The organism is Streptomyces sp. NRRL WC-3626, from assembly GCF_000718785.1.
Taxonomy (GTDB): domain Bacteria; phylum Actinomycetota; class Actinomycetes; order Streptomycetales; family Streptomycetaceae; genus Streptomyces; species Streptomyces edwardsiae.
Window position 1 is genome coordinate 212,753 of sequence record NZ_JOCA01000001.1, and the last position, 24,681, is coordinate 237,433.

Annotated in this window: 23 protein-coding genes and 1 pseudogene; 9 read left to right on the plus strand and 15 right to left on the minus strand. The window is 72.7% G+C overall.

The annotated features are described in order from the left end of the window. The 7 genes from IF28_RS0100945 to IF28_RS0100975 all read right to left on the minus strand — a co-directional run bounded on the left by IF28_RS0100945 (position 1) and on the right by IF28_RS0100975 (position 8,333). Positions 1 to 1,035, minus strand: coding sequence for a family 43 glycosylhydrolase (locus tag IF28_RS0100945; RefSeq protein WP_030212300.1), 1,035 nt, complete (start codon positions 1,033 to 1,035; stop codon positions 1 to 3). 139 nt (positions 1,036 to 1,174) lie between these two features. Then, positions 1,175 to 2,878, minus strand: a complete 1,704-nt coding sequence (locus IF28_RS0100950) for a PhoX family protein (RefSeq protein ID WP_199808938.1) — start codon at positions 2,876 to 2,878, stop codon at positions 1,175 to 1,177. Then, positions 2,878 to 4,998 carry a peptidoglycan-binding protein gene (locus IF28_RS36855; RefSeq protein WP_030212306.1) on the minus strand — a complete coding sequence of 707 codons (2,121 nt, stop codon included), beginning with the start codon at positions 4,996 to 4,998 and terminating at the stop codon, positions 2,878 to 2,880. The genes IF28_RS0100950 and IF28_RS36855 overlap by 1 nt, the downstream gene beginning before the upstream one ends. Positions 4,999 to 5,202: 204 nt before the next feature. Beyond that, positions 5,203 to 6,036 carry a class II glutamine amidotransferase gene (locus tag IF28_RS0100960; RefSeq protein WP_030212309.1) on the minus strand — a complete coding sequence of 278 codons (834 nt, stop codon included), beginning with the start codon at positions 6,034 to 6,036 and terminating at the stop codon, positions 5,203 to 5,205. Positions 6,037 to 6,054: 18 nt separating this feature from the next. After that, entirely contained in the window at positions 6,055 to 7,374 is a 1,320-nt protein-coding gene (locus tag IF28_RS0100965) for a diacylglycerol/lipid kinase family protein (RefSeq protein ID WP_030212312.1), read from the minus strand. Positions 7,375 to 7,384: 10 nt separating this feature from the next. Then, positions 7,385 to 7,834 (minus strand): DUF7144 family membrane protein, encoded by a 450-nt coding sequence (locus tag IF28_RS0100970; protein ID WP_030212314.1) that lies wholly within the window; start codon positions 7,832 to 7,834, stop codon positions 7,385 to 7,387. A gap of 28 nt (positions 7,835 to 7,862) precedes the next feature. Then, positions 7,863 to 8,333 carry an SHOCT domain-containing protein gene (locus IF28_RS0100975; protein ID WP_030212317.1) on the minus strand — a complete coding sequence of 157 codons (471 nt, stop codon included), beginning with the start codon at positions 8,331 to 8,333 and terminating at the stop codon, positions 7,863 to 7,865. 159 nt (positions 8,334 to 8,492) lie between these two features. Here IF28_RS0100975 and IF28_RS0100980 point away from each other — a divergent pair, with 159 nt between their 5' ends. After that, positions 8,493 to 9,896, plus strand: coding sequence for a DUF2252 domain-containing protein (locus IF28_RS0100980; RefSeq protein WP_030212320.1), 1,404 nt, complete (start codon positions 8,493 to 8,495; stop codon positions 9,894 to 9,896). Positions 9,897 to 9,911: 15 nt separating this feature from the next. Here IF28_RS0100980 and IF28_RS0100985 read toward each other — a convergent pair whose 3' ends face one another. The 3 genes from IF28_RS0100985 to IF28_RS0100995 form a co-directional block, all read right to left on the minus strand. Continuing rightward, positions 9,912 to 10,109 carry a hypothetical protein gene (locus IF28_RS0100985; protein ID WP_030212322.1) on the minus strand — a complete coding sequence of 66 codons (198 nt, stop codon included), beginning with the start codon at positions 10,107 to 10,109 and terminating at the stop codon, positions 9,912 to 9,914. An 85-nt stretch (positions 10,110 to 10,194) separates the two neighbouring features. Next, positions 10,195 to 10,626 (minus strand): hypothetical protein, encoded by a 432-nt coding sequence (locus tag IF28_RS0100990; RefSeq protein WP_234324836.1) that lies wholly within the window; start codon positions 10,624 to 10,626, stop codon positions 10,195 to 10,197. Between the two features lie 80 nt (positions 10,627 to 10,706). Next, a complete protein-coding gene (locus IF28_RS0100995) occupies positions 10,707 to 13,358 on the minus strand; it encodes a LuxR C-terminal-related transcriptional regulator (protein ID WP_051713558.1) in 2,652 nt (883 codons plus the stop codon). Between the two features lie 97 nt (positions 13,359 to 13,455). Between IF28_RS0100995 and mmuM the strand changes: the two genes are divergently transcribed. Beyond that, on the plus strand, positions 13,456 to 14,370 hold the full coding sequence (gene mmuM, locus IF28_RS0101000) for a homocysteine S-methyltransferase (RefSeq protein WP_030212331.1): 915 nt from the start codon (positions 13,456 to 13,458) through the stop codon (positions 14,368 to 14,370). Between the two features lies 1 nt (position 14,371). Here mmuM and IF28_RS37350 read toward each other — a convergent pair. Next, a pseudogene (locus IF28_RS37350) lies at positions 14,372 to 14,803 on the minus strand (ATP-binding protein); the annotation flags it as partial. A gap of 85 nt (positions 14,804 to 14,888) precedes the next feature. Here IF28_RS37350 and IF28_RS0101010 point away from each other — a divergent pair. Further along, the gene (locus IF28_RS0101010) at positions 14,889 to 15,707 is read left to right on the plus strand and encodes a helix-turn-helix domain-containing protein (RefSeq protein ID WP_030212336.1); all 819 of its coding nucleotides are present in this window, start codon (positions 14,889 to 14,891) and stop codon (positions 15,705 to 15,707) included. Further along, entirely contained in the window at positions 15,704 to 15,952 is a 249-nt protein-coding gene (locus tag IF28_RS0101015; RefSeq protein WP_030212338.1) for a DUF397 domain-containing protein, read from the plus strand. Before IF28_RS0101010 ends, IF28_RS0101015 begins: the two co-directional genes overlap by 4 nt. Here the strand turns inward: IF28_RS0101015 and IF28_RS0101020 are convergent. Then, on the minus strand, positions 15,949 to 16,431 hold the full coding sequence (locus tag IF28_RS0101020; RefSeq protein WP_030212340.1) for a pyridoxamine 5'-phosphate oxidase family protein: 483 nt from the start codon (positions 16,429 to 16,431) through the stop codon (positions 15,949 to 15,951). The two genes, IF28_RS0101015 and IF28_RS0101020, sit on opposite strands and share 4 nt — an antisense overlap. Positions 16,432 to 16,498: 67 nt before the next feature. On the opposite strand from IF28_RS0101020, the gene IF28_RS0101025 reads away from it, so the two are divergent. Beyond that, positions 16,499 to 17,326, plus strand: coding sequence for an MOSC domain-containing protein (locus IF28_RS0101025; protein WP_030212344.1), 828 nt, complete (start codon positions 16,499 to 16,501; stop codon positions 17,324 to 17,326). A 14-nt stretch (positions 17,327 to 17,340) separates the two neighbouring features. Here IF28_RS0101025 and IF28_RS0101030 read toward each other — a convergent pair whose 3' ends face one another. Then, entirely contained in the window at positions 17,341 to 17,811 is a 471-nt protein-coding gene (locus IF28_RS0101030) for a hypothetical protein (protein WP_158713631.1), read from the minus strand. Between the two features lie 126 nt (positions 17,812 to 17,937). Further along, positions 17,938 to 18,897 carry a LysR family transcriptional regulator gene (locus IF28_RS0101035; RefSeq protein ID WP_030212350.1) on the minus strand — a complete coding sequence of 320 codons (960 nt, stop codon included), beginning with the start codon at positions 18,895 to 18,897 and terminating at the stop codon, positions 17,938 to 17,940. 100 nt (positions 18,898 to 18,997) lie between these two features. Between IF28_RS0101035 and IF28_RS0101040 the strand changes: the two genes are divergently transcribed. The 3 genes from IF28_RS0101040 to IF28_RS0101050 all read left to right on the plus strand — a co-directional run bounded on the left by IF28_RS0101040 (position 18,998) and on the right by IF28_RS0101050 (position 21,868). After that, positions 18,998 to 19,936: a serine hydrolase gene (locus tag IF28_RS0101040; protein WP_030212353.1), complete on the plus strand. Its 939-nt coding sequence runs from the start codon at positions 18,998 to 19,000 to the stop codon at positions 19,934 to 19,936. Positions 19,937 to 20,019: 83 nt separating this feature from the next. Beyond that, positions 20,020 to 21,054, plus strand: coding sequence for an MBL fold metallo-hydrolase (locus IF28_RS0101045; protein WP_030212356.1), 1,035 nt, complete (start codon positions 20,020 to 20,022; stop codon positions 21,052 to 21,054). A gap of 172 nt (positions 21,055 to 21,226) precedes the next feature. Further along, positions 21,227 to 21,868 carry a DNA alkylation repair protein gene (locus IF28_RS0101050; protein WP_037892362.1) on the plus strand — a complete coding sequence of 214 codons (642 nt, stop codon included), beginning with the start codon at positions 21,227 to 21,229 and terminating at the stop codon, positions 21,866 to 21,868. A gap of 3 nt (positions 21,869 to 21,871) precedes the next feature. On the opposite strand, the gene IF28_RS0101055 is transcribed toward IF28_RS0101050, so the two are convergent. After that, the gene (locus IF28_RS0101055) at positions 21,872 to 23,413 is read right to left on the minus strand and encodes a carboxylesterase/lipase family protein (RefSeq protein WP_030212363.1); all 1,542 of its coding nucleotides are present in this window, start codon (positions 23,411 to 23,413) and stop codon (positions 21,872 to 21,874) included. Between the two features lie 175 nt (positions 23,414 to 23,588). Between IF28_RS0101055 and IF28_RS0101060 the strand changes: the two genes are divergently transcribed. Further along, positions 23,589 to 24,665: a LacI family DNA-binding transcriptional regulator gene (locus IF28_RS0101060; RefSeq protein ID WP_030212366.1), complete on the plus strand. Its 1,077-nt coding sequence runs from the start codon at positions 23,589 to 23,591 to the stop codon at positions 24,663 to 24,665. Positions 24,666 to 24,681 lie beyond the last annotated feature (16 nt).

Here is a 24,681-nt window from a genome sequence, read left to right on the forward strand (position 1 = left end):
TCACGCCCCCTCGGTGTCGGCCACGGGGACCCCGAAGTCGGGGGTGCCGTCCGCTTTCCAGCCCAGCTTCTGGACGCGGGTGTGCCGGTTGGGATCGTGCAGCGGGTCGCCGGTGATCTCCTTGTACTGGCGGGCGTGGTAGACGAGCACGTCGGTACGGCCGTCCTCGGCGACGGTGAAGCAGTTGTGGCCGGGGCCGTACTGCCGGGTGGTGTCGTTGCTGGTGAAGACGGGGACGGGCGACTTGGCCCAGCTCGCCGGGTCCGTCAGATCGCTGTCCTCGTCGGCGGTCAGCAGGCCCACACAGTAGTTGGCGTCGGTGGCGCCGGCCGAGTAGGTCATGAACAGCCGTCCGTTGCGGTGCAGGACGTAGGGCCCCTCGTTGACGGCGAAGCCGATGCGTTCCCAGGCGTACTCCGGTGTGGAGAGCCGTATCTGAGGGCCGGTCAGGGTCCAGGGGTTCGCCATCGCGGAGAGCCAGATGGCGGTGTTGTTGTCCAGCCCGGGTTCGTGCTGGGCCCAGGCGAGGTAGCGCCTTCCGCGGTGCGCGAAGGTGGTGGCGTCGAGGGAGAAGGTCTCCCAGGCGGTCCTGATCTGGCCCTTCTCGACCCAAGCGCCCGTGAACGGGTCGGCGTTGGCGTTCTCCAGCACCCAGATCCGGATCGCCCACACGTCCTCGGCGGGCGCGGCGGCGAAGTAGATGTACCACTTGCCGCCGACGCGGTGCATCTCGGGCGCCCAGATGTGGGCGCCCATGTTCCCGGCCGGGTGCGCCCGCCAGATCACGGTCTCGGCGGCCCGCCCCAGCCCGCCGAGCGTCCGGGACCGGCGCAGAATGATCCGGTCGTACTCGGGGGCTGTGGCGGTGAAGTAGTAGAACCCGTCGGTGTGCCGCGCGATATGCGGATCGGCGCGGTTGGGCACCAGCGGATTCCGGTAACTCTCCGCCTTCGCCCGGGCGACAGCAGGCGTGACAGCGGCGAGGGCCCCTTTCAGCAGAACTCTGCGCGCAGAAACCGATTCGAAGCGACTCATACGGACTGCCTCTCGTGGGGGGACAACAATCCCGTTCGCTATACCGAACGACATCTGAAACCACGAACGCCGCCAAGGTAAAGGCGACCCCACAAGAGGTCAACGGCCCCGCCACAACTGCGGGCAACCGCACCGCCCCCTACACGCGCCGCACCACCACCGTCGCCGACCGAGGCACCTCCCCCGCCCCCGGCCACCCGCTGGACCGTTCCGCCGCCCCCCACCGCACCGTCCGCTCCCCCGGATGCTGCACATTGACGAACAACGCCCGGCCATCCGGCGTCGCATCCACCCCCGTGACCTCCGCCCCCCGTGGCGCGGTGAGGAACCGCCGCACCACGCGACTCCCGACATCCGCCGCCAGCAACGCGTTGTTGCCGGCCGCCCGGTACACCTCGCCCGGCCCGTTCACCGCGGCCCCCGACACCCCCGTGGAGATCCACAACGTCCCCCGCGCGTCGAACCAGAGCCCCTTGGGCGCGGCGAAAACCCCCTCACCGCCACCCCGCAGGTCCCCGCCCGCCAGGAACAACTCCCACCGCAGCCCGTCCCCACCCGTCTCCCGCCACCGCACCACGCACCCGTACGGATCCGCCGCGCCCACCCGCGGCACGGCCCCCCGCACTCCCGCGTCCGAACACCGCCCCGTCCCGTTCCCACCCGCGAGCGCGAGGTACGCATGACCGTCGACCGGGCTCACGGCCACCCGCTCCGGCCGGTTCAACGCGGTGGCCCCCACCGCGTCCGCCGCGAGCCGCGCCCGTACGAGCACGTCCCCCTGATCGGCCCACCCGCCCGCACGGGTCAGCGGCCCCTCCCCGTACCGCAGCGGCAGCCAACGCCCCCTGCCGTCCGCCCGCAACCGCGCCACGTACAGCGTCCCGTCGTCCAACGACGCGCCCGCGCTCACGAACTTGTACAGGTACCCCCCGTCCACGGCATCGGTGCTGTGGACGACGACCCGTCCCCCGCTCTCGCTCACCGTCGCGCTCCCGTGCGAGAACCGCCCGAGCGCGGTCCGCTTCACCGGCACTGAGGACGGATCGCGCGGATCGAACTCGACGACCCACCCGAACTGCCGGGCGTGCGCCCCGTCCCGGGCCAGGTCGAAGCGCGGGTCGGCACCGTGCCACGGATGGCCGAACCCGCCGGCCGACAGCCCGTAGCGCACGTCCTCCTCGGTACGCCGCCACCTCACCTCGTCCGTGCCGAAGCAGGCCTGGTAGTCCTCCTCCGCGGCCAGACACGTCCCCCACGGCGTGACGGTGACCCCGCTGACGGCCACCACACCGCGCGACGGCCCGTCGGCCGCGAACGGCCCGGAGAACCGCGTCGGCGTTTCCGCGGTGATCCGGCGGCCCGCCGCCGACCCCGCGGTCCGCCACGCCCCGCCGTCCTCCCGCACCCCGACCACGGTGAGCCCGTGCGCGGCCATCGCCGTACGGGGGTCGTCGCCCAGCAGCGCGGGATCGGCGCCCTCGTGGCCGATGACGAGCAGCCCGCGTCCGCTCCCGCCCGACGCGACGTACCGCACACCGTGATGGTGGCTGCCCACCTGCCGCGCCTGTGCGACGGCGCCGTCCGCGCGGGACGTACGGATCCGCTCCCCCCACGGAGCGACGACGTCCGCACGGAACCCGGCGGGGACGGTGACGGCGTCCGCCTCACTGGCCGCCACGGGTTCGAACTCCCCGAAGCCCCCGGCGGCCGCCCGCCCCGCGGAGGAGCCCTCCGTCGCCGCTACGGCGGGCGCTCCGACCGCCATCAGCCCGGCGGCCGCCAGCGCGCCGTACGCGACCACGCCCCGCCGCGACGGGCCCGTTCCCGACGTTTCGTCCCCCATCAGAACCTCCCCTGGTTGAGTGCCGCCTGCAGGGCCTTGGTGGTGCCCGTGCCCCAGTCGCCGTCGACGAGCAGACCGGCACCGGTCATCTTGTTGAGGTGGCGCTGCATCGCCTCGACCGTGGCGGCGCCGATGTCGCCGTCGACGACGAGCTCCGCGCCCGCCCAGGTGTTGAGGTGCTGCTGCAGGGCGCGCTTGGAGGCCGGCCCCCACTCCCCGTCGGCGGTGACGCCGATGGCGCGCTGCGTCGCGGTGATCGTCGCGGGACCGAACTCCCCGTCGACCGGCAGGCGTTCGCCGTCGCTGTAGGCGGTGTACGCGGCCTCGGTGGCGGGCCCCCACAGCCCGTCCGCGGCCGCGCCCACCTTCCCCTGCAGCCACTTCACCCCGGCCTCGGTGAGCGGGCCGAAGACACCGTCCTCGTCCAGGGGCGGCGTGTGGCCGAGCCCGTTGACCGCCCGCTGCTGCGCCCGCACGGCGCGGATGGTGGTGATGCCTCCGCCGCTGAAGTTCGGCGACCCGGTGTGGTCCGCGTAGGCCCGCTCGGTGTCCGGGCCCCACATCCCGTCGGGCGCCGTGCCGACCTTGCTCTGCAGCCACTTGACGCCCGTCTCGGTGAGCGGGCCGAAGATGCCGTCGGTGGCGAGGGCGGGCGTGTATCCGAGGCCGTTGACGGCCCGCTGCTGCGCGGAGACGGAGCGGATGGTGGCCACGCCCCCGCCGCCTCCGCCCCGGCCGATGTAGGCGACGTACGCGGCCTCGGTGGCGGGCCCCCACAGCCCGTCCGGGTCGGTGCCGACCTTCGTCTGCAGCCACTTCACCCCGGCGCCGGTCAGCGGGCCGAAGACACCGTCCTCGTCCAGAGGCGGCGTGTGGCCGAGCCCGTTGACGGCCCGCTGCTGCGCGATGACGGAGCGGACGCCGGTCTCTCCCATGCCGGGGGTGCCCGACTCGCTGTCGCCGATCGGCAGGGTCGATCCGCTCATGCCGTTGACGACCCACAGCCGCAGTTCCGCGCCCGGGCACTGGGTGGGCGCGAGCGCCGAGTGGTAGGTGGCGTTCAGCGTCCTGCCCGTGCGCTCGTTCGCGGCGTGATAGAGGCTGCGGATCGCGTTCTTCGCCTCCGTCGTGGCGTCACCGTCGACGCCGATGAAGCACACCCCGATGTGGCTGGTGTTGTAACCGGCCACGTGCGCCCCCAGGTTGGTCCAGCCCCGGCCCTCGTAGATCCGTCCCTGCCAGTCGACGAGGAAGTTGTAGCCGATGTCGTCCCAGCCGTTGGAGTCCATGTGGTAGTTCTGGATGGCCCGTACGGTCTGGTACTTGTTGCCGGCGGAGTAGTGCACGGCGAAGCCGACGCGCTGCCCGTACGGCACCTTCACCACCTGACGCGGCGGGCGGGCGTTCCACTGGGAGCGGGAGATGACGTCGAGCTGTGCCGGGGCCGACGGGGCCGGCATGCCCGGGTCGATGTCGGATCCCGTCTTCGCGTACGAGGTCAGGTTGCCCGGGCAGTCGGTGCCCGGGTTGTTCTTGGAGTGGGGATAGATCGCGTCGCCGGCCTTGCGGTTGTCGGGGACGGCGGTGCGCAGGTGCCAGATCAGGTCCCTGATCGACTTCTTCATCGCGGACGTCGGCTGCTGAGTGCTCCAGAGCAGGCCGCAGATGGAGTAGTAGCCCGTGTTCCGCCCGACGTCCCCGTAGCCCGACTCCCTGATGTACCCCGGTGAGTTGGCCTCGCCCCGCTGCAGGCCGCGGCCTTCGTAGACGTGTCCGTGCGGGCACACCAGGAAGTTGTACTCGATGTCGTCGAAGTCCTCGATGTACTCCTTCGCCCACACTTCGGCGATGTCGCGGCGGCAGTCGTCCTCGTCGTTCAGGATGCGGGGGACGAGCCCGCGATGGTGGATGAACACACCGCCCTTCCAGGGCGTCCACTCGCGCCCGCTGTTCAGCGGGCCCATGCCGGCCTGGGCGACGATGGCCTCCTGCGCCGCCCGGTAGGGGAACTCGTAGTCCCAGTAGACCGTCGCGGCTCTGTCCGCGATCAGGTCCGCTCCCGTGGACGTATCGGGTACATGGACGGCCCAGGTGGACCGGCGGTGAATGGTGACGGCCATGGCGGCACTCCAGTCGACTGTAGGCAACGGGGCATCCCCGGCCAACGATCGCCGCGACCGCCCCCGTCCCACCACGCGTTTGCGCCTGACCGCAAAAGCCCAGCCCCGACCGCCCCTTCGCCCGTCCGCGACCGGCGCTTCGCCCGTCGCCGACCGCCCCGTCGCCCGTCCCCGTACCGGCCTTTCACCCGTCCCCGCCCGGACCTAGCCCGCCGCCGGCGCGAACCCCGCCATCCTGTCGCCCTCCGGCTGGACGACGCCGCAGGTGCCCTCGGGGACGGCGTTCCAGGCGCCGGGCAGGTCGCCCAGGGGTTCGGAGACGATGAGGCGGGCGTCGCCGGAGATCTCGCGCAGGAACTCCAGGTCCGGGTGGAGGGAGCGCAGTGTCTCCACGCGCGAGCTGTAGAAGAGCGAACGCGACTGCTGCTGGGTGGAGTAGCGGAACGCCCACAGGCGTGCGCCGTCGGTCACCGCGACCGTCATCTGCAGCGGGAACTCCACGCCGTGCTCATGGCCGACGCGTTCCACCAGGCCCGCCATCCGGGCGACGGCGCCGGGCGGATCCTCCTCCAGACCGAGGGTCAGCGACAGATAGAACATCATCTCCGAGTCCGTGGAGCCCTCGACGTACGGGAACAGGTGCGGCGCGACGCGGAGGGCGAGGTCCCGCCGGAGCAGGTGGAACTCGGCGACGGCCCCGTTGTGCATCCACATCCAGCGGCCGTAGCGGAAGGGATGGCAGTTGGTCTGCTGCACCGCCGTACCGGTCGAGGCGCGGATGTGGGCGAAGAAGAGCGGCGAGACGACATGCCCGGCGATCTCCCGCAGATTGCGGTCGCTCCACGCCGGGCCGATGTCCCGGACCACCGCGGGGCTGTCCTTGTCCGGCGCGTACCAGCCGACGCCGAACCCGTCGCCGTTGGTCGTCTCGACGCCCATCCTCGCGTGCAGACTCTGGTCGATCAGCGAGTGCGCCGGCCGGTAGAGAATGCTGTCCAGCAGGATCGGCGTGCCCGAATAGGCGAGCCAACGGCACATCGTCCACCGCCTTCCCGGTCACGGCCGCGACCGTCGTGGCACGGACCCCCGGCGTCCCAGCGCGAGCCGGGCCACCCGCAGCCAGTCGGGTGCCCCGCCGCCCCGCCGCGTACGCACCGCATCGCGTGGAACGCGCACCCGCAGCGCCCCGGGAGCGATCCGGCACACCACGGGGGCCGGCAGCAGCACGTGCTCCCCGTCCACACCGGCCGGAACGGCCGCGGTGTCCGCCTCGACCACGACCTCCCCGGCGGTGAGCCGCAGCAGACCGGCCGCGCGGGGGCCGCGCGCCATCCCCGCGGCCCGCACCGCGCCCTCCACCCGCACGCCCAGCACGCCGAGCCGTCCGGAGTCCAGCCGCTCCCTGCGCCCCGGCCGGGACGCGTCGACCGCCCGCAGATACGGGTTGTTGCTGACCAGCAGTGCCTGAAGACCGTCCGCGCGGGTGCCGTCGGCCAGCATCCGCAGCCGGGGCGCGGAGGGACCGGACAGCAGGCCGGGCATCATGCGCAGCGCGGTCCGTCGCTTCTCGTCCCGGTACGCGGGATCGCCGACGACCTCCGCGTACGTGCCGAAGGAGGCGTTGTTGACGAAGACCCGGCCGGCCGCGAAGCCGAGGTCCACGCGGAGTTCTACGCCGTCCGTCAGGGCGTCGAGGGCCTTCGCAGGATCGTCGCGGTCGAGGCCGAGGTCGAGCGCGAAGTGGTTGCGGGTGCCGGCCGGGACCACCAGGAACGGCAGGTGGTGCCGGGCGGCGACCTCCGCCACCAGTGCCTGGGTGCCGTCCCCTCCGGCCACCGCCAGCAGATCGGCTCCGTCGCGTACGGCGTCCTCGGCGAGCGCGGCCACGTCCTGGTGCCCGGGGCCGAGCAGCGTCACCCGCACACCCGCCGCGCGCGCCCGGTCCGCCAGCCGGAAGCGGTCGACCTTGCCGCCGCCCGAGCGGGGGTTCATCAGGGCCCAGGGCCGGACCGGCCGCGGTGCGTGTTCGGGTTCGGCGGTCGCGGGCGCCAGTGCCGTCCGGGCCGCGCCCACGGCCAGCGCCCACAGCGCCAGGGACGCCACGGCGGGTCCCAGCATGCCGCCGGCCGCGTACAGCGCGAGCACCGTCAGCGGGGCCGCCACGCACAGGGCCGCTCCGAGGAGCCGCACCGTCCCGGAGTGGGCGAGCGTCCACCACAGCCCCATGGCCGCGAGGGCGAGCCCGGCGAGGCCGAGCAGCACCCAGAGCACACTGCGCGGACCGGCGGCGGCCAGCGGGACCAGCGCCCCCGCCGTGAGGGCGAGGAGCGCCAGTCGTGCCCACGCCGCGTCCCGCGGGACGCCGGTCCGCGCCACGGCCCGGGACTCACCGCCCGGCGCGGGAGTCCGAACGCGGCATGCACAGGGCCCAGATGATGAAGCCCGAGAACGCGATCATCACGACCGACCAGACCGGGTAGTACGGCAGGGACAGGAAGTTCGCGATGATGATGAGTCCGGCGATCGTCACACCGGCGATGCGCGCCCACAGGGCCCCGCGGGCCAGACCGAGGCTGACGAGCACCCCGATCGCGCCGAGCACCAGATGGGTCCAGCCCCAGGACGTGAGGTCGAACTTGAAGACGTAGTTCTGCGTCGTGACGAAGACGTCGTCCTCGGCGATGCCCATGATGCCCCGGAAGATGTCGAGCACTCCCACGATCATCAGGGTGACGGCGGCGAAGACCGTCAGGCCGCCCGCCCACTCCCGCTTCGCCGACCGTGCGTACGTGCCGGTCGCCGGGCGTGCGCCGTGTGTCGGATGTGTGGTTGCCATCGCGTTGCCTCGATTCGGTGTCGTGCGGTCAGCGCCCCGTGGACGAGGCGTACGGTCCCCGGTGTTCCGCCGGGCCGTGCCCGCTCAGGACCAGTTCCTTCGCCCTGCGGAACTCGTCGTCCGAGATGTCGCCGCGTGCCTTGATCTCGGACAGCCGGGCGAGTTCGTCGACGCTGCTGGTGTGTCCGCCCGCGCCCTTGGCGGTCTCGCGGACGTAGCTGTCGAAGGCGTCCTGCTGTGCGCGTGCCTGCGCCCGCTCACGGTGTCCCATGTTCTTGCCGCGGGCGATCACGTAGACGAACACGCCCAGGAAGGGCAGGACGACCGTGAACACCAGCCAGCCGGTCTTGGCCCAGCCGCTCAGGTCGTCGTCGCGGAAGATGTCCATGACGACCCGGAAGAGCAGCACGAACCACATGATCCACAGAAAGATGATCAGGATGGTCCAGAAGGCACTCAGCAGCGGATAGTCGTACGCGAGGTACGTCGCACCACTCATCTCGGTCCTCCGTTCCGGGCCTGCGCCCGACATGCCGTTCGCCCCCACGCTCAGCGTCCGCCCCACATGGCCGGTGCCGCCTCACCCGGGACGGGTGATCCGCTCGCGGCGCCCGCGCGGTGCGATGGGGGCGAGGATTCACGTCGTACGGAGGCAGGGATGGCCGTACAGGATTCGTTCAGCGCACCGCTCTCCCCCGCCGAGCGGGCCGCGCAGGGGAAGTCCGCGCGCGACCGGGCGCCGCGTTCGTGCCACGGCCGGTTCGAGGCGGCCCGGAAAAGGCCGGACCCCGTCGACGTGATCGAGCGGCAGTCGGCGACCCGGCTGCCCGAGCTGGTGCCGGTCCGCTACGGACGCATGCTGGAGTCGCCGTTCCGGTTCTACCGGGGCGCGGCGGCCATCATGGCGGCGGATCTCGGCCCGGCCCCCGACACGGGTCTGACCGTGCAGCTCTGCGGCGACGCCCATCTGCTGAACTTCCGCCTGCTGGCCTCCCCCGAACGCCATCTCGTCTTCGACATCAACGACTTCGACGAGACCCACCCCGGCCCCTTCGAATGGGACGTCAAGCGGCTCGCGGCGAGCTTCGCGATCGCCGGCCGGGCGAACGGCTTCCCGGTGGAGGAGCAGAACGGCGCGGTGCGCACCTGTGTGGCGGCGTACCGCGCGCGCATGCGGGAGTTCGCCGGGATGCGCACCCTCGACATCTGGTACGCGCAGGACGACGCCGACCGGCTGCGGGAGCTGATGGCCTCGTCGATGGACCGCGAGGCCCGCCGCCGTACCGCCGAGGCGACGAAGCACGCACGGACCCGCACCCATCTCCAGGCCTTCGCGAAACTCACCCGTGCCACGGCCCGGGGCAGGCGCATCGCACCGGACCCGCCGCTGATCACACCTCTGGACGACCTGGTGGAGGACCCCTCCGCCGAGGGGGAGGCGCTGCGCGCGGTCCTGGACGGCTACGCGCGCTCCCTCCCGTCGGAGCGGCGGCATCTGCTGGGCCGCTACCACCTGGCCGACATCGCCCGGAAGGTGGTCGGCGTCGGCAGTGTCGGCACCCGCTGCTGGATCGTGCTGCTGCTCGGCCGGGACGACGACGATCCCCTGCTGCTGCAGGCCAAGGAGGCGCAGGAGTCGGTGCTCGCCGCGCACACGGAGGGCGAGCCGTACGACAATCAGGGCCGCCGGGTCGTCGCGGGTCAGCGGCTGATCCAGACGACCAGCGACATCCTGCTCGGCTGGACCCACACCGTGGGCCTCGACGGCCGCCCCCGCGACTTCTATGTCCGGCAGCTGCGCGACTGGAAGGGCATCGCCCGCCCGGAGACCATGGACCCGGGTCTGCTGCGGCTGTTCGCGCGGCTGTGCGGGGCGAGCCTGGCGCGGGCCCACGCCCGCTCCGGCGACCCGGTCGCCATCGCCGCGTATCTGGGCCGCAGCGACCGCTTCGAGCGGGCGCTCACCGGGTTCGCCCAGGACTACGCCGACCGCAACGAGCGGGATTTCGCGACGCTGGGCGCGGCCGTACGCTCCGGCAGGGTGCGTGCCGAGAGCCTGTGACGGGGAGGGCGCCCGCTATTCCGGTGCCTGGCGCAGCTCCAGGATGCGCAGGCCCAGGGACTGGCAGCGGGCGAGCAGCCCGTACAGGTGCGCCTCGTCGACGACGTGCCCGAACAGCAGGGTCTGGCCGGACATCGTCACATGGTCGAGTTCCGGAAACACCTTGATCAGCGGTTCCGAGAGGTGTCCGTCGACGCGGATCTCGTAGCGCATGAGCCGCTCCCCGGGTGGCCTGCCCGTACCCTGCGATCGTCCGCCGCCGGGCGGCTGCCCGGCTCACCCCGTAGAGGTGACCGGCTCACTTCTTCAGCCACAGCTTGCAGGAGAGGATCACCAGACCGAGGACGAGGTTCACGGTCGCCGACAGCACGATCAGGCGCCGCCCCGCGCCCGCCCGGCGGGCCGCCGCCGCGGACCACCCCACCTGCCCGGCCACGGCGACGGACAGCGCGAACCACTGCGTGCTCTGCACCCCGAGCCCGAGCACGGGGCTGACGGCCACGGCGGCCGCCGGCGGCACGGCGGCCTTGACGACCGTCCACTCCTCCCGGCACGCCCGCAGCACGTCGTGCCGGTCCGGGGTGCGCCGCGCCAGCCGCTCGCCGAACAGCTGCGCGTGCACGTGCGCGATCCAGAACACCCCGCCGGTGAGCAACAGCAGCAGCACCATCTCCACCCGCGGGAACGAGCCGAGCGCACCCGCGCCGACGATCACCGAGGCCGCGAGCATGGACCCGTAGACACCGCCGGTGTAGTCGCTGTGCGCCCTGCGCTCGGTGTCGGACTTCACGGACGTGCGCACCCCCCTCGTCACAGCAGGTCGAGTTCGCGGGCGCGGCGTACCGCCTCGTTGCGGCGGTTGACCGACAGCTTGCGGTAGACGCTCTTGAGGTGGGTCTTGACCGTGTTCACCGATACGTACAGGTCGGCGGCGATCTCCTCGGTGGACATGGCCAGGGCGAGGCGCCGCAGCACGTCGTGCTCGCGCCCGCTCAGCTCCTCGACGACAGGGGGCGGCGGCTGCGTGTGCGGGGTCGCGCCGGTTCCGGGGGCGAGCCAGCCGGTGGTCAGCCAGTGCAGGGACGCCGAACCGAGGTGGGGCCGGATCCACGGACCGGCCTCGCGGAAGGGCCGGCGCAGCCGCTCCCGGCGCGCCTCCGCCAGCGCCCGCACCACCAGCCTGCGCGCGGCGACGGCGTCCCCCGCCTCGTCGGCGGCCTGCGCCCGCACGAGCGCGGCCCGTACGGCCACCGCGGGACCGGCGTGCCGCTCCGGGTGCGTTCGGTCGAGCAGTCGTACGGCGTCGGCGGCCCGGCCGGTGGCGAGCCGGACCCGCGCGGCGCCCACCGCGCACGCCGGCTGCTCGTCGGACACGTCGCGCAGAAGGCTCGCGGCGGTGTCCGTACGGCCCTCGGCGAGGTGGGCGGCGGCCGCGACGAGGGCGCTCTGCCCGCGTGCCCAGGGCGATACGGCGGCGGCCGCCAGCTGCGGTTCGACCGCTTTCAGCGCGGAGCCCGGTTCGCCGCGCGCCAGATGCAGACGCGCGGTGGTCAGGGCGCGTCCGGCCGCCAGTACGGGGTCCCGCATCGCCGGGTGCGCGTCGGCGGACGTGTCGAGCAGCGCCTGGGCCTGCCCCAGCTCGTCGCGGTCGATGGCGACGGCGGCCAGGACGAGGCGTTCGACACCGGAGCCGGACGGCTGGGGCAGCCCGAAGCGTTCCGTCTCGGCGAGGGCCGCGTGCGCCTTGCGTTCGGCCCTGCCGGGCCAACCGTCGAGGTGGTCGATCAGGGCGAGCCGGCCGAGCGCGTCCTCGCGCGGGAGTGCGGTGGCGGCTTCCGGTGCGGAGTCCGCCACCGTGGAGAGGGCGTCCCGCGCCTCCTCGAACCGCCCGGCCCACAGACGTGCGGAGCCCAGGTGGTCGAGGAGCAGGGCGGTGAGTTCGGGATGCCGTTCCAGAAGTTCGGCGGGGACCTCGTTCCGCAGCTCCTGGGCCTCCCGCGCGGCGTCCTCCGCCCGCTCCGGCGCACCGGACAGCCGGGCGGCCAGCGCCTCCAGCAGGGCGCAGCTCAGCCGGGCCGCCGCCGTGCCGTCGTCCTCGGCGAGGTCGTGCCGCGCGCGGCGCAGATGGGTCAGCCCGTCGTCGATCTCGCACCGGGCCAGCCGGTCGGCGGCCCGCACGAGCTCCGGGGCGGGACCCGTACTCCCCGCTCCCATGCGGGCGAAGAGTCCGGTCACGGCGTCGGAGCGCGGCCCGGTGAAGAACTGGCCGATGGCGAGGTCGTCGACGAGCGCGCCGGCGGTGAACTCCCAGTCGTCGGCCGCGGCCCCGTGCCCGAGCGCCTCCGTGAGGCGTCCGGCGCGGCGCAGCCAGTCGGCGGCCCGCCGGTGCAGTTCGGGTTCCAGACCGGGCAGGCGCAGGCGCAGATGGGCGCGGAGGATCTCGGCGAACAGGGGGTGGAGGCGGTACAGGCCGTGCCCGAGGTGCTCGACGAAGGCGTTGTCGCGGCTCAGCCGTTCCAGGATGGGGGCCGCGTCGGTGCGCCCGGTGAGGGCGTCCGCGAGATCGGGGCAGAAGCGGTCGAGCAGGCCGGCCCGCAGCAGGAGGTCCTGGGTCTCGGCGTTCTGCCGTTTGAGGACCTCCGCGAGCAGGAAGTCGGCGATGGCGCTGCGGTCGGCCTCGAACTCCTTCAGACAGGCCTCGGCGTCCGGGCTCTGCCCCGCCGCGAGCGCGGACAGCCGCAGCCCGGCGGCCCACCCTCGGGTGCGCTCCACCAGCGCGCGCACGGCGGCCGGGGGCAGCCGCAGCCCGTGCAGCTCCATCAGGCGGGCCGCCTCGGGCGCGGTGAAGGCGAGCTCCGCGCCCCTGATCTCGGTGAGTTCTCCTGCGGCCCGGTAGCGGTGCAGGGGCAGCAGCGGCTCCGTACGGGTGACGAGGACCAGCCGCAGGCCCGGCCCGGCGTGCCGCAGGACGAATTCCAGCTGCTCGGCGATCTCGGGGGCGGTGACCCGGTCGAACTCGTCGAGCACGACGACCACGGGCTCCTCCCGGACGCTCAGCTGGGCGGCGAGCCGGGCCTGCAGGGCGGGGCTCACCCGGTTCGCGTCCGCCGGGAACCCGATGTCGGCGGGAAGGGCCACCCCGGCGGTACGCAGCGCCCGCAGCAGGTACGCCCAGAACATGCCGGGCCCGTCCCCGGCGGCCTCGGTGGTGAGCCAGGCGACGGGCAGCCCGTCCAGTCGCTCCACCCAGTCGGCGACGAGGAGCGTCTTCCCGGCGCCCGCGCTGCCGTTGACCATGGTCAGCGGGGTGCGCAGGGCCTCGTCGAGATGTCTGTTCAGCCGCTCGCGCCGCAGATACGTCACCGGGCGCGCGGGCACCGCGAACCGGGTCCGCAGGAACGGGTCCCCGTGCGGGTCGGCGAGGGGTTCCTCGGACGTACCGTCCCCTTCGAGCACGGTCATGGCGCTCACCGCCCTGTTCGGCTGTGCCCCCTCCCAGCATCCCAGCACGGGGACCGGAGGGCGCGCTGTGCCGGTCCGCTCGGCTAGCGTCGCCGGTATGAGCAGCGCACCCGCCCTCGCCGAGGCGCTCGCGGACGGCACGGTCGTACTCGACGGAGGCATGTCCAACCAGCTCGCCTCGGCCGGTCACGATCTGAGCGACGAACTGTGGTCGGCCCGGCTGCTCGCCGAGGACCCGGAGGCGGTGACGGCGGCGCACCTCGCCTATTTCGAGGCGGGCGCGGACGTCGCGATCACGGCGAGCTACCAGGCGACGTTCGAGGGGTTCGCGCGGCGCGGGATCGGGCGGGAGGAGGCGACGGGTCTGCTGGGGCTGAGCGTGGCGTGCGCGCGTTCCGCGATCCGGCGGGCCGGGGCCTCCCGTCCCCTCTGGGTGGCGGCCTCGGTCGGCCCGTACGGCGCGATGCTCGCGGACGGCTCGGAGTACCGGGGCCGCTACGGGCTGACCGTGCGGGAACTGGAGCGCTTCCACCGCCCGCGCATGGAGGTGCTGGCAGCCGCCGCCCCGGACGTCCTGGCCCTGGAGACGGTCCCCGACACGGACGAGGCGGAGGCACTGCTGCGCGCGGTGCGCGGCCTCGGCGTACCGGCGTGGCTGTCGTACTCGGCGTCCGGCGACCGCACCCGCGCCGGCCAGCCGCTGGAGGAGGCCTTCGCCCTGGCGGCGCGGGCGGACGAGGTGATCGCGGTCGGCGTGAACTGCTGCACCCCCGCGGACGCCGACCTCGCCGTCGCCCTCGCCGCCCGCGTCACCGGCAAGCCGGTCGTGGTCTACCCCAACAGCGGTGAGACCTGGGACGCGGGGGCGAGGGCGTGGACGGGCCGGTCGACGTTCAGTGCCGGGCGGGTGAGGGGCTGGCGGGCGTCGGGGGCGCGACTGATCGGGGGGTGCTGCCGGGTGGGGCCGGACGCGATCGCGTCGGTGGCGTCGGTGCTGCGGGCGGCGCGATAAGGAACTCGCACCACACGACTTTCCCGGGGTGCCGCTCCCCCGCCCCCCACGTGTCCGCGAGCGCGCCCACGAGCAGGAGCCCGCGCCCGCTCTCGTCGGGCTCGTGCTCGGGCACGGCGGGCGTACCGCCCCCGCTGTCGTGCACCTCGACCCGCACGCTCTCCGCATACGGCAGCAGCCTCAGCAGAAATCCCCGGCCGGCCGGCACGCCGTGCAGCAGCGCGTTGGTCGCCAATTCACTGACGCACAGCAGCACATCGTCGGTGCGCCCGCGCACGTCCCAGTCCTCCAGCGCCCGCCGCGCGAACGCCCGCGCGCCCGGCACGGACCGGCGTTCACGACGGAAGAGACGCTCACGTGGGGCGGGGTTCTGGTTCTGGGACGCGGGTGAAGTTTCTTGTTTCACGGTACGAGAGTCACGCTCCGTACTCATCATGGAACAGTCCGCGCTCCCGTACGTCTCGGCTGTACGCCTGCGCGACAGCGAACGCATGGGCACGAACGGGGAGTACGGCCTCATGGTCACCACCACACGGAGAAACGCGTCGGCGATGAAGATGGTGGGCGCGCTGCTCGCCCTCTACCGCCAGTCGGCCGGCCACACGCAACGCTCACTGGGCGAACGGTTCGTCATCAGCGAGCAGCAGATCGCGTCGATCGAACAGGGCAGACGCCCCCTGAAGCCGGACCTAGCGGAACAACTCGACGAACTCCTCTGCACAAAGGGCGCGTTGTCGGTCGCGCTGAGCAGGATGCCGGAGGTGGATCTGATTCCGTTGTGGGCGGAGGAGTACCTGGATCGGGAGCGGGAGGCGATCGCGATCTCGTGGTACGAGGCTTCAGCAGTACCTGGCCTGCTCCAGACCGAGGAATACGCCCGGGCGGTCTTCCAGAGCCGCGTTCCGGTGTACGACGAGGACCACATCGAGCAGATGGTGACAGCACGCATCGAGCGCCAGGAAATCCTGCACCGCAAGGTGCCGCCGACCACGAGCTTCGTCATCTGGGAAGCCGCGTTGCGTGATCAGTTGGGCGGCGATGCTGTGTACGCCGGGCAGCTGCGAAAACTACGGGAGTGGACTGATGTACCCGGAGTCGCACTCCAAGTTCTTCCACTCGGCCGCACCTCGCACGCCGGCCTCGACGGGCCGTTCATCCTGCTGGAGACCCCTGAGCACCAGCGGCTCGCGTACATGGAGACGCAACGCGGCAGCCAGCTGATCGCCGATCCGGGGGAGGTAGGGATCCTGACACAGAAGTATGCGATGCTGCGGACGCAGGCCCTGAACACCGAGGACTCAAGGGCCATCTTGGATCTTCTCCTGGGAGAACAATGACTGGCACCGCACTTGCGTGGTTCAAGTCCAGCTACAGCGGCAGCGAAGGCGGCGCCTGCCTCGAAGTCGCCTACACCTGGCGCAAGTCGACGCACAGCGGCAGCGAAGGCGGCCAGTGCATTGAGGTATCCCCCCACCCCACCGCCATCCACATCCGCGACTCCAAGACCCCGAACGCCGCCCACCTCACCGTCACCCCCAAGGCTTGGGCCGCGTTCCTCCCCGTACCGTCGGAGCGGAGCTAAAGCGTCACCGGCATGCGGTGGTCGGATGTGCGGCCGTGCGTCGGGCAAGGTTCACCGGACGCCTGTGGGCAGAGCATGAAGTGTTCGGTCACCGACGCCCGATACGCACGGTATCGTCCGGGAGGCCGGAACGCCGCCGGCCCCTGACCGAACGGCGCTGCCCCGAGGTAGATCTCCAGGCCCCGGTCCAAGTCCGCCCCGGCCAGCTCGCACGCGGTGGCGCTCATGTACACCGCCTCGTCGGAGCCCGGCTCCTGCTGCGAGTTGAACACCACGATGCCGACGCGGGGCCGCACCGCTATGTTGCGGACCTGGGTCGCCTCGGGTGAGGAGATCCAGTAGAAAGTCGCATACCCGTCGGCCACATAGAAGACGGGCGAGACCCAGGGGTCGCCCTCGGCGTTCGCGGTTCCCAGCGTCATGAACCGGTTGCCGTCGATAATCGCGCGGCCCTTGACCTCTAGTTGCCCAGTGCCCATGGCGTAGACCGTACATCCGAGCTCCCACAGCGGTCGCCGAACTGCGGAACAGGACGGAACCACCACCATGGCCGGCGTTGTCGAGCTGACGTACTACCCGGTCAAGGGGTGTGCCGGGACGTCGGCGGGCGAGGTGATGCTTACTCCTGCCGGGCTCGCGTACGACCGGGTGTTCATGGTCGTCGGTGAGGACGGGGTGGGGCGGACGCAGCGGCGGGATCCCCGGCTGGCGTTGGTGCGGCCCTCGGTCGGGGACGGTGGAGCGCGGCTCACCCTCCGTGGGCCCGGTGTCGAGGCGTTGGAGCTGCGGACCGACACCGTCTCCGCCCGGCGGAAGGTGCAGATGTTCGGGAACATCCACCAGGGCGTCGATCAGGGAGACGCCGTCGCCGGGTGGTTGTCCGACGTGCTCCGTGCGCCCAGTCGGCTCGTGCGGGTGCCGCCCGAGCATGAGCGGGTGACCGGCGGCCGGACGCCCGGCACCTCCGCCTACGCCGACAGTTGCGCCCTGCACGTCCTCTCCCGGGCCTCGCTCGATCTGCTCAACCGCAAGCTGGCCGGGCACGGACTCCCGCCGCTGCCGATGAACCGCTTCCGGCCCAACATCGTGATCGACGGCTGGGAGGACCCCCATACCGAGGACCGCGCCCACCACATCCGCATCGGCGACACGGAGTTGGGCTACGCCAAGCTCGCCATCCGCTGTGCCGTCACCATGGTGGAACAGGGGACCGGCGCGAAGGCCGGCCCCGAGCCGTTGCGTACCCTCGCCGGGTACCGGCGCGCCGCCGAGGGCGGTGTCGCCTTCGGGACGAAGTACGCCGTGCTCCGCACCGGCACACTGGCCGTCGGTGACACCGTGGACGTCACCTCGTGGGGGCGGTCCGAGTTGTAGAGGCTGACTGCTCCTCAGTCGTCCAGCTCGGCGCAGAGGGTGCTCACCTTGTCGTGGGCGGCGACCGCCTTGGCGCCCTCCACCTCGAAGCTCTGCACCAGTCCCGTGGCCTTCAGCATCGCCTTGTCCAAAGCCTCGTAGCGGTCGTCGAGTACAGCCGCCGAATGAGCCAGGGTCGAGGCACCGCCGACCCGGTTCCAGTAGACCTCGGTGACCTTGTCGTCATCGCCGACCACCTTGTCCAGCGCCGGGACCCTCGCCCACACCTGGCACGCGCCCGCCGCGTCGGCCGCCGCGTCGTCGAGGCCGGTCCCGGAGGCCGCGCTGTCGGCGCCGGACCACAGCAGCCAGCCCAGCCCGATGCCCGCACCCGCCGCGACGACGGCGGCCACCGACGGCACCACCCACCGGGCGGACGCGCGGCCCTCGGTGGAGGGAACCGGCGGGGCGGAGGGCGGAGGCGGTATGGGGGCAGAGCCAGTCATCGAACGGAGTCCTTCGGCATAGGCGTACGGGCGGACGGCCTCGGCGGCCGCGAACCGCCCCAGTGAACCACCTCCCTCACCGGCCGCGGAGCCTGATGTCGCGCTCCCCGACGTCGGTGCGGGAGTTCAGCCGTACACCACCGACCACGGGCGCGGAGTGTCGTCGGGCGGGTGGGAGGTGACCGCGCGCCGTGAGGTGGCGGTGTGGTGGCGGGCCAGGACGTCGGCGGCGAGTTCGGCGAAGCGGCGGGCAGCCGGGTGGGCACCGCGGCCGGCGGGCCAGGCACCGCTGATGCGCAGGGTGAGAGGGCGGCCCGCCAGGGGACGCCATGCGACGCGGGGTTCCTTGCGGGCCGCCGGTCCCTGATCGAAGGCGACTCCGTGTCCCGCCGTCACAAGGGCGAGCAGGAACTCGGGGTTGGAGGCGTGGCGCAGCCGGCCGGGGACGAAGCCTTCGGCGCGGCACGCGTCGAGGATGTGGTCGTGCCAGCCGGGTGCGTGCGCCCGGGGGAAGAGCACCAGGTCGTGGCCGGAGAGGTCGCCGAGCGTCACTTCCGGCAGCCGGGCCAGTGGCGAGGTGCGCGGGAGGACGACGCCCAGGTCCAGTGAGACGTCGGGGCCGAGCCGCAGTTCGGTGGCGTCGACGGGGTGGTGCACCAGTCCGACGTCCAGGCCGCCGGAGGCCAGCAGCCGCAGTTGCTCCGCGGTGGTGACCTCCTGCAGGTCGACGGAGAGCTCCGGAGCGTGTTCCGCGCACGCGGAGAGCAGCGCGGACAGTACGGCGGCCGTGGTGTCGGGCGGCACGCCCGCGCGCAGCACGCCGAGGCCGCCGTCGGCGGCGCGACGGGCCAGGGTGCGCAGCCTCTTCTCCCGGGCGAGGAGTTCGTGGGCCTCGTCCAGCAGCGCCGCTCCGGCGGCGCTGAGCCGGACGCCCCGCTGCGAGCGGTCGAACAGTTCGGTGCCGAGTTCCCTCTCCAGCCGGCGGATCGCCTGACTGAGCGGTGGCTGGGCCATGCCCAGTCGCCCGGCGGCCCGGCTGAAGTGCAGCTCGTCGGCGACGGTGACGAAGAAACGCAGGTGGCGCAAGAGATCCACAATCAATGATCCTATGCGGAAGCCGTCTTGGGACGGATGGACCACTGGCCGGCCGATGACGGGGAACGTCGATACCCGGGAATGAGCAGCGATGAGCACGCGAACAGCGACCGAGGACCGGATCAGGCAGGTCTTCGCCGAGGCGGGCGCCAGGGGGCAGTTGCACGCTGTTCCGGTCCGGGCGGACCTGCCGGCCGCCGACGGGACCGACGGCGAGCGGGAGGCCCGCGAAGTCGCCGTGGGCGCCGACGACGCCGTCGTCATCGCCTCGATCTTCAAAATACTGCTGGTGCTGGAGTTCGCCCGCCAGGTCGTGGCCGGCCAGCTCGATCCGAGGGAGCGGGTCCGGGTGACCTCGGCCGACCGGCTCGGCGGCTGGGGCACCGCCGGCTGTCTGGACGATGTCGAGCTGTCGCTGCGCGATCTGGCGTACTTCGCGATGTCGGTCAGCGACAACTCGGCCGCCGATCTGCTGCTGGGCCGGGTCGGCCTGGACACCGTGGGACTGCTCGCGAAGGAACTCGGCCTGGACCGGACACGCGTCGTGGGCGGCCCCCGGGACCTGCTGGATTCGATGCTCGCGGAGGTCGGGGCACGCGACGAGAGGGAGTTCGCCGTGCGCTACCCGGCCCTGCCCGACGAGAGGAAGCGACGGCTGGCGGTGCTGGACCCCCACCACACCACGGCCAGTACGCCGCGCGAGATCACCCGGCTGCTCCGGCTCGTCTGGACCGATGCCGCCGGCCCGCCGGAAGCCTGTGCGCTCGTGCGCGATCTGATGGGCAGGCAGGTCTTCCGCCACCGGCTGGTGTCGGGTTTCCCGGACGACGTCATGGTCGCGGCCAAGACCGGCACCCTGCCCGGGCTTCATATGGAAGCGGGCGTCGCCCATTACCCGGACGGCGAGCGCTACGCGATCGCCGTGTTCGCGCGCACGCACGATCTGACCGCCTCGCGTGCCACGGTGGACGCCGCGATCGGCCGGGCCGCCGGAATGGCGGCCGCCTTCCTCCGCGGCGACGACCGCTGACCGGGGCACATATGCGTTCGCGTATCAACAGTGCCTCGATCCGGTCTTGGACAGTGCACTTCACGCCCTGATCTGCTGACGCCATGACCAAGGACACACACGCCGCGCGCAGAGCAGACGTCTCCTCCGGCCGCGGGTTCGACCGCCGTACGGTGCTGCGGGGCGCCGCGATCGGTGCGGCGTCCCCGCTGATCCCGGCCACGGCGGCCACGGCCGCCGCCGCGTCCGCGAGCGCCGGCCAAGGCCGCGGCGGGACCACCCCTTCCGTTTCGTTCCGCTGGCTCGGCACCGCGGGCTGGCGCATCGACGTGGACGGCCGCACCGTGCTCTTCGACCCCTACCTCACCCGTTTCCGGACCGGCCTGTTCGACGTCGACGGCCTCGACTCGAAGACCGAGCTGAAGACGGATCCCGTCGTCGTGGACGCGCACATCGGCCGTCCCGAAGTGGTGCTGGTGAGCCACTCCCACTGGGACCATCTCGGTGACGTGCCGTACATCGCCAAGACCACCGGCGCCCGCGTCATCGGCACCGAGACCACGTATCACCTGCTGGTCGCCCTCGGAGTCGACTCGGGACAGATCTCCGTGGTGAAGGGCGGCGAGGTCCTCGACATCGGCGGGCTCACCGTCGAGGTCGTACCCAGTCTGCACAGCCGCAACAAGAAGTGCGCGTACTTCGCCCCGGGCACGCTGAACGCTCCGCCGGCGAAGGTTCCCAGCACCATCGCGGACCTTCCCGAGGGCGACACCCTGGCCTTCCGGGTCACGGCCGGAAAGCACGGCCCGTCGGCGTTCCTGATGGGGGCCAGCGACTTCTCCGAGCGGGCCGTGCGGGGACTGCGCCCCGACCTCGCGATGGTCGCCGTACCCACCGTCACCAGCACCACCCACGACTACGTGTCCCGGCTGCTGAGCGCCCTGGACACTCCCGATGTGGTCGTCCCCGTCCACTGGGACAACTTCGAGCTGCCGTTGAGCGGTTCCCCCGTCATCGACCCGGCGATGGACCTCGACGCCTTCCTCAAGCAGGTCCAGAAGGCGTCGCCGGCCACGCGGATCGTCGTCCCGGACTACCGCACCGTGTACGACGGCGCCATGCGGCCCACGCACCGGTAGGCGAAGCCGGCCGGGCCGTTCCGATCCAGGGGCCCGGCCGGGGCCGTTCTCGTGCGGTCCCGAAGGGCCGGCCCGGAGCTTCTGGGAGCGGCCCACCCGCGGGGTGTCTACGCTGGGACCCGCAGGTGAGCGAAGGGAGGCCGTGGTGGCCACGACGACGGCGGCCGAGGTGATGGCCGAGCTGGCCGCGCTGGAGGACCCGAAGATCCGCGCGGTGAACGAGAGGCACGGTGACGATCACGGTGTGAACCTCGGCAAGCTGCGCGCGATCGCGAAGCGGCTCAAGACGCAGCAGGAGCTGGCACGCGAGCTGTGGCGGACGGGCGACGGCGCGGCCAGGCTGCTCGCGCTGCTGATCTGCCGGCCGAAGGCCTTCGAGCGGGACGAGCTGGACGGCATGCTGCGCGAGGCGCGCACGCCCAAGGTGCACGACTGGCTCGTCGGCTACGTGGTGAAGAAGAGCCCGCACGCGGAGGAGCTGCGTACGGCCTGGTTCGCCGACCCGGATCCCGTGGTCGCGAGTGCCGGGTGGGCGCTGACCACCGAACGGGTTGCCAAGCGGCCCGAGGGACTCGATCTGGAACGGCTGCTCGACCTCATCGAGGCCGGGATGAAGAGCGCCCCGGACCGGCTGCAGTGGGCGATGAACCACTGCCTCGCCCAGATCGGGATCGAGCACCCCGAACTCCGTGCCCGCGCGCTCGGCATCGGCGAGCGGCTGGAGGTCCTCAAGGACTATCCGACCTCCCCCGGCTGCACGTCCCCGTTCGCGCCCATCTGGATCAACGAGATGGTGAGCCGGCAGAGCTCCTAGCGCTCAGTGCCGGCGCAGGGCGCCACTGCGGCGCAAGCGGCCCACTATCGAACGGAGTTCGGGGGACGGGGCCGTGTCCGATGCGGTGGGTGTGGTCCACAACGCCAGTTCTCGGTCCCGGGGGCCGTGTTCGACGTGCGGGGCGCCGTCGCCGTAGATCTGCACCGGGTGGTGGGAGTCCCAGCGGTCCCAGCCCGGCGCGCCGTCGGTGACGAAGCGCACCCACGCTCCGTGCATCGCGTCGGCCAGGTCCTGCGGGGCGCCCTCGCCCGCGAGTTTGCGGGCGTCGGGCTCGTCGCTGCTGTCGAAGACGAAGCCGAGTTCCAGGGCGTGGCAGGCGCCCATGCCGGGGCGGCGGGAGGGCCAGGCGAACTCGTAGACGTACGACGGGTCCCGGCGGCCGTCGGCGAGGCGGTGCAGCGGATTGCGGAGCAGGTGGTCGGTGACGAGCTGGCCGACGAGTTCGGCGGTGCCGGCGTCGGGATGCAACGCACGGTATCCGCGCGGGACTTCGCTGCCGCAGCGGCAGCGGGCCATCGCGCCGGCGAGGGCGACCGCGCCGAGTCGGTCGACGCGTTCGACCAGGCCGCCGGGGACGAGCCAGAGGCGGTACTCGTCGCGGGTCCAGCCGGTCAGGAGGTCGACGCCGGGGGCCGCGCCGTCGATCAGGGCGTCCAGGGGGTCGCGCGGGACCAGGTCGCCGTCGACGACGACGCCGAACGCGGGGCCGCCGAGGACCGGGCTGCTGAGGCGGCCGACGTCGGCCTGGGCACGCAGGAGTTGGTCACGGTCGGCGGCGGCGAAGGCCTCGGCGGTCGCGGGGATCCTCAGCCGGCCGGCCATACGGCGCACCACGCGCCGTACCTTGTCGCGGTCGGTGGTCTCCGGCGCACCGCTCTGCAGGACCGCCCGCCGGACCAGCCCCCGCGTCTGCGGGGCGGCGATGAGCGCGCCCGTGCTGATCGCTCCCGCGGACTGGCCGCCGAGGGTGACGCGGTCCGGGTCGCCGCCGAAGGCGCCGATGGAGTCGTGGACCCAGCGGAGCGCGGCGAGCTGGTCGCGCAGGCCGGCGTTGGCGGGGGCGTCCGGGAAGAGGCCGTAGCCCTCGACGCCGAGACGGTAGTTCACGGACACGAACACCACGCCGTCGCGGGCGAAGGTGCTGCCGTCGTAGACGGGGACCCCCGAGGAACCCCTGGTCAGGGCCCCTCCGTGCAGCCATACGAGGACGGGGAGGCGGGCGCCGGGGGCGGGGTGCGGCGTCCAGACGTTGAGGTTGAGACAGTCGTCACCGGGGACGGCCGGGTCGGCGAGGTACTGCGCGAAGGCCTCGGAGTACGGGGGCTTCGGGGCCGTGGGGCCGAACGCGGCGGCCTCGCGCACGCCCTCCCAGGGCGTTGGCGGGAGCGGCGGGCGGAAGCGGTTCGCGCCGAAGGGCGGTGCCGCGTAGGGGATGCCCCGGAAGACGGCCACCTCCCGTTCCCAGCGGCCGCGCACCGCGCCGTACGGGGTTCTGATCAGGGGATTCGCCCGGTCTGCCGTCATGTGCCCACCAGCCCTTCACCGCGCCGCGCCGCGTCACGCGCCGGCCTGACCCGCCGGTAACACAAGAGCGCCACGGAGCCCGTCGGTATTCCTGGGTACGCGTGAGAGTTCTTCCCGCGGAAGGGTGCCGGATCTACAGTAGGAAGCGCTTTCTACTCGGAGAGGTGGGTGCTCGATGGTCCGTGCGGGGAGTGCGGGGAGTGCCGGCGTGACGGCCGGGCCGACGCTGGCGGTGGTGGCCCGGGAGGCGGGGGTGTCCGTGCCGACCGCGTCCAAGGTGGTCAACGGCCGTGAGGACGTGGCCCCGGAGACCCGCCGCCGTGTCACCGAGGCACTGGACCGGCTCGGCTACATCAGGAGACCCCGGTTCGACGGCGGGAGGGCGCCACGCATGGTGGACCTCGTCGTGCACTCGCTGGAGACCTCCGGGGCGGGCTCGGTGCTGCACGGCGCGGAGGAGGCGGCGCACGACGCGGGGCTCGAGCTCGTCGTCTCGGCGGCCCTGACGCGGGGCCGGCCGGAGGCCTCGGGGCGGGGCTGGCTGGACAAGCTCGTGCTGCGGGGGTCGTCGGGCGTGCTGTTCCACCTCGCCGAGCTGAGCGATCCGCAGTACGCCTGGCTGCGGCAGCACCGCATCCCCTTCGTGATGATCGACCCGGTGCTCGCACCACCGCCGGGCGTCGTCTCGGTGGGCGCGGCGAACTGGCAGGGCGGGGTGACGGCGACCGAGCATCTGCTGGCCCTGGGCCACGAGCGCGTCGCGGTCGTGGCCGGCCACCGGCACTCGCCGTCCGCCGACGCCCGGATCGCGGGCTACCGCTCGGCGCTGGCGGCGGCGGGCGTACGGCACCGGCCGGAGTACGTCCGGCACGCCGGGGCCGGTGAGGGCGCGGCCGGCCGCCGGATGCGCGAACTGCTCGAGCTGCCCGAGCCGCCCACGGCCGTCTTCGTCGGCTCGGACCGGATGGCGCTCGGTGTCCACGAGGCCCTGGCCGAGCGGAAGTTGCGCGTACCGGACGACATGAGCGTGGTCGGCTTCGGCGATCTGCCCGAGGCCCGCTGGCTCACCCCGGCCCTCACCACGGTCCGCCAGCCGCTCTCCGAGATGGCGGCGACGGCCCTGCGGCTGCTGCTGCGCATGATGGACGGCCACCGCCCGGAGAGCACCCGCACCGAGCTGTCCACCCGGCTCGTGGCACGTGCCAGCACGGCACCGCCCCGGGACGTGTCCCGTCCTCCAGGGGAGGTGTGATAGCACAACGAAGCGC

Coding starts and splice junctions, on each gene's coding strand:
- IF28_RS0100945 (WP_030212300.1), bottom strand. CDS start 1,035: ATGAGTCGCTTCGAATCGGTTTCTGCGCGCAGAGTTCTGCTGAAAGGG.
- IF28_RS0100950 (WP_199808938.1), bottom strand. CDS start 2,878: ATGGGGGACGAAACGTCGGGAACGGGCCCGTCGCGGCGGGGCGTGGTC.
- IF28_RS36855 (WP_030212306.1), bottom strand. CDS start 4,998: ATGGCCGTCACCATTCACCGCCGGTCCACCTGGGCCGTCCATGTACCC.
- IF28_RS0100960 (WP_030212309.1), bottom strand. CDS start 6,036: ATGTGCCGTTGGCTCGCCTATTCGGGCACGCCGATCCTGCTGGACAGC.
- IF28_RS0100970 (WP_030212314.1), bottom strand. CDS start 7,834: ATGGCAACCACACATCCGACACACGGCGCACGCCCGGCGACCGGCACG.
- IF28_RS0100975 (WP_030212317.1), bottom strand. CDS start 8,333: ATGAGTGGTGCGACGTACCTCGCGTACGACTATCCGCTGCTGAGTGCC.
- IF28_RS0100980 (WP_030212320.1), top strand. CDS start 8,493: ATGGCCGTACAGGATTCGTTCAGCGCACCGCTCTCCCCCGCCGAGCGG.
- IF28_RS0100985 (WP_030212322.1), bottom strand. CDS start 10,109: ATGCGCTACGAGATCCGCGTCGACGGACACCTCTCGGAACCGCTGATC.
- IF28_RS0100990 (WP_234324836.1), bottom strand. CDS start 10,626: ATGCTCGCGGCCTCGGTGATCGTCGGCGCGGGTGCGCTCGGCTCGTTC.
- IF28_RS0100995 (WP_051713558.1), bottom strand. CDS start 13,358: ATGACCGTGCTCGAAGGGGACGGTACGTCCGAGGAACCCCTCGCCGAC.
- mmuM (WP_030212331.1), top strand. CDS start 13,456: ATGAGCAGCGCACCCGCCCTCGCCGAGGCGCTCGCGGACGGCACGGTC.
- IF28_RS0101010 (WP_030212336.1), top strand. CDS start 14,889: ATGGTCACCACCACACGGAGAAACGCGTCGGCGATGAAGATGGTGGGC.
- IF28_RS0101015 (WP_030212338.1), top strand. CDS start 15,704: ATGACTGGCACCGCACTTGCGTGGTTCAAGTCCAGCTACAGCGGCAGC.
- IF28_RS0101020 (WP_030212340.1), bottom strand. CDS start 16,431: ATGGGCACTGGGCAACTAGAGGTCAAGGGCCGCGCGATTATCGACGGC.
- IF28_RS0101025 (WP_030212344.1), top strand. CDS start 16,499: ATGGCCGGCGTTGTCGAGCTGACGTACTACCCGGTCAAGGGGTGTGCC.
- IF28_RS0101030 (WP_158713631.1), bottom strand. CDS start 17,811: ATGACTGGCTCTGCCCCCATACCGCCTCCGCCCTCCGCCCCGCCGGTT.
- IF28_RS0101040 (WP_030212353.1), top strand. CDS start 18,998: ATGAGCACGCGAACAGCGACCGAGGACCGGATCAGGCAGGTCTTCGCC.
- IF28_RS0101045 (WP_030212356.1), top strand. CDS start 20,020: ATGACCAAGGACACACACGCCGCGCGCAGAGCAGACGTCTCCTCCGGC.
- IF28_RS0101050 (WP_037892362.1), top strand. CDS start 21,227: ATGGCCGAGCTGGCCGCGCTGGAGGACCCGAAGATCCGCGCGGTGAAC.
- IF28_RS0101055 (WP_030212363.1), bottom strand. CDS start 23,413: ATGACGGCAGACCGGGCGAATCCCCTGATCAGAACCCCGTACGGCGCG.
- IF28_RS0101060 (WP_030212366.1), top strand. CDS start 23,589: ATGGTCCGTGCGGGGAGTGCGGGGAGTGCCGGCGTGACGGCCGGGCCG.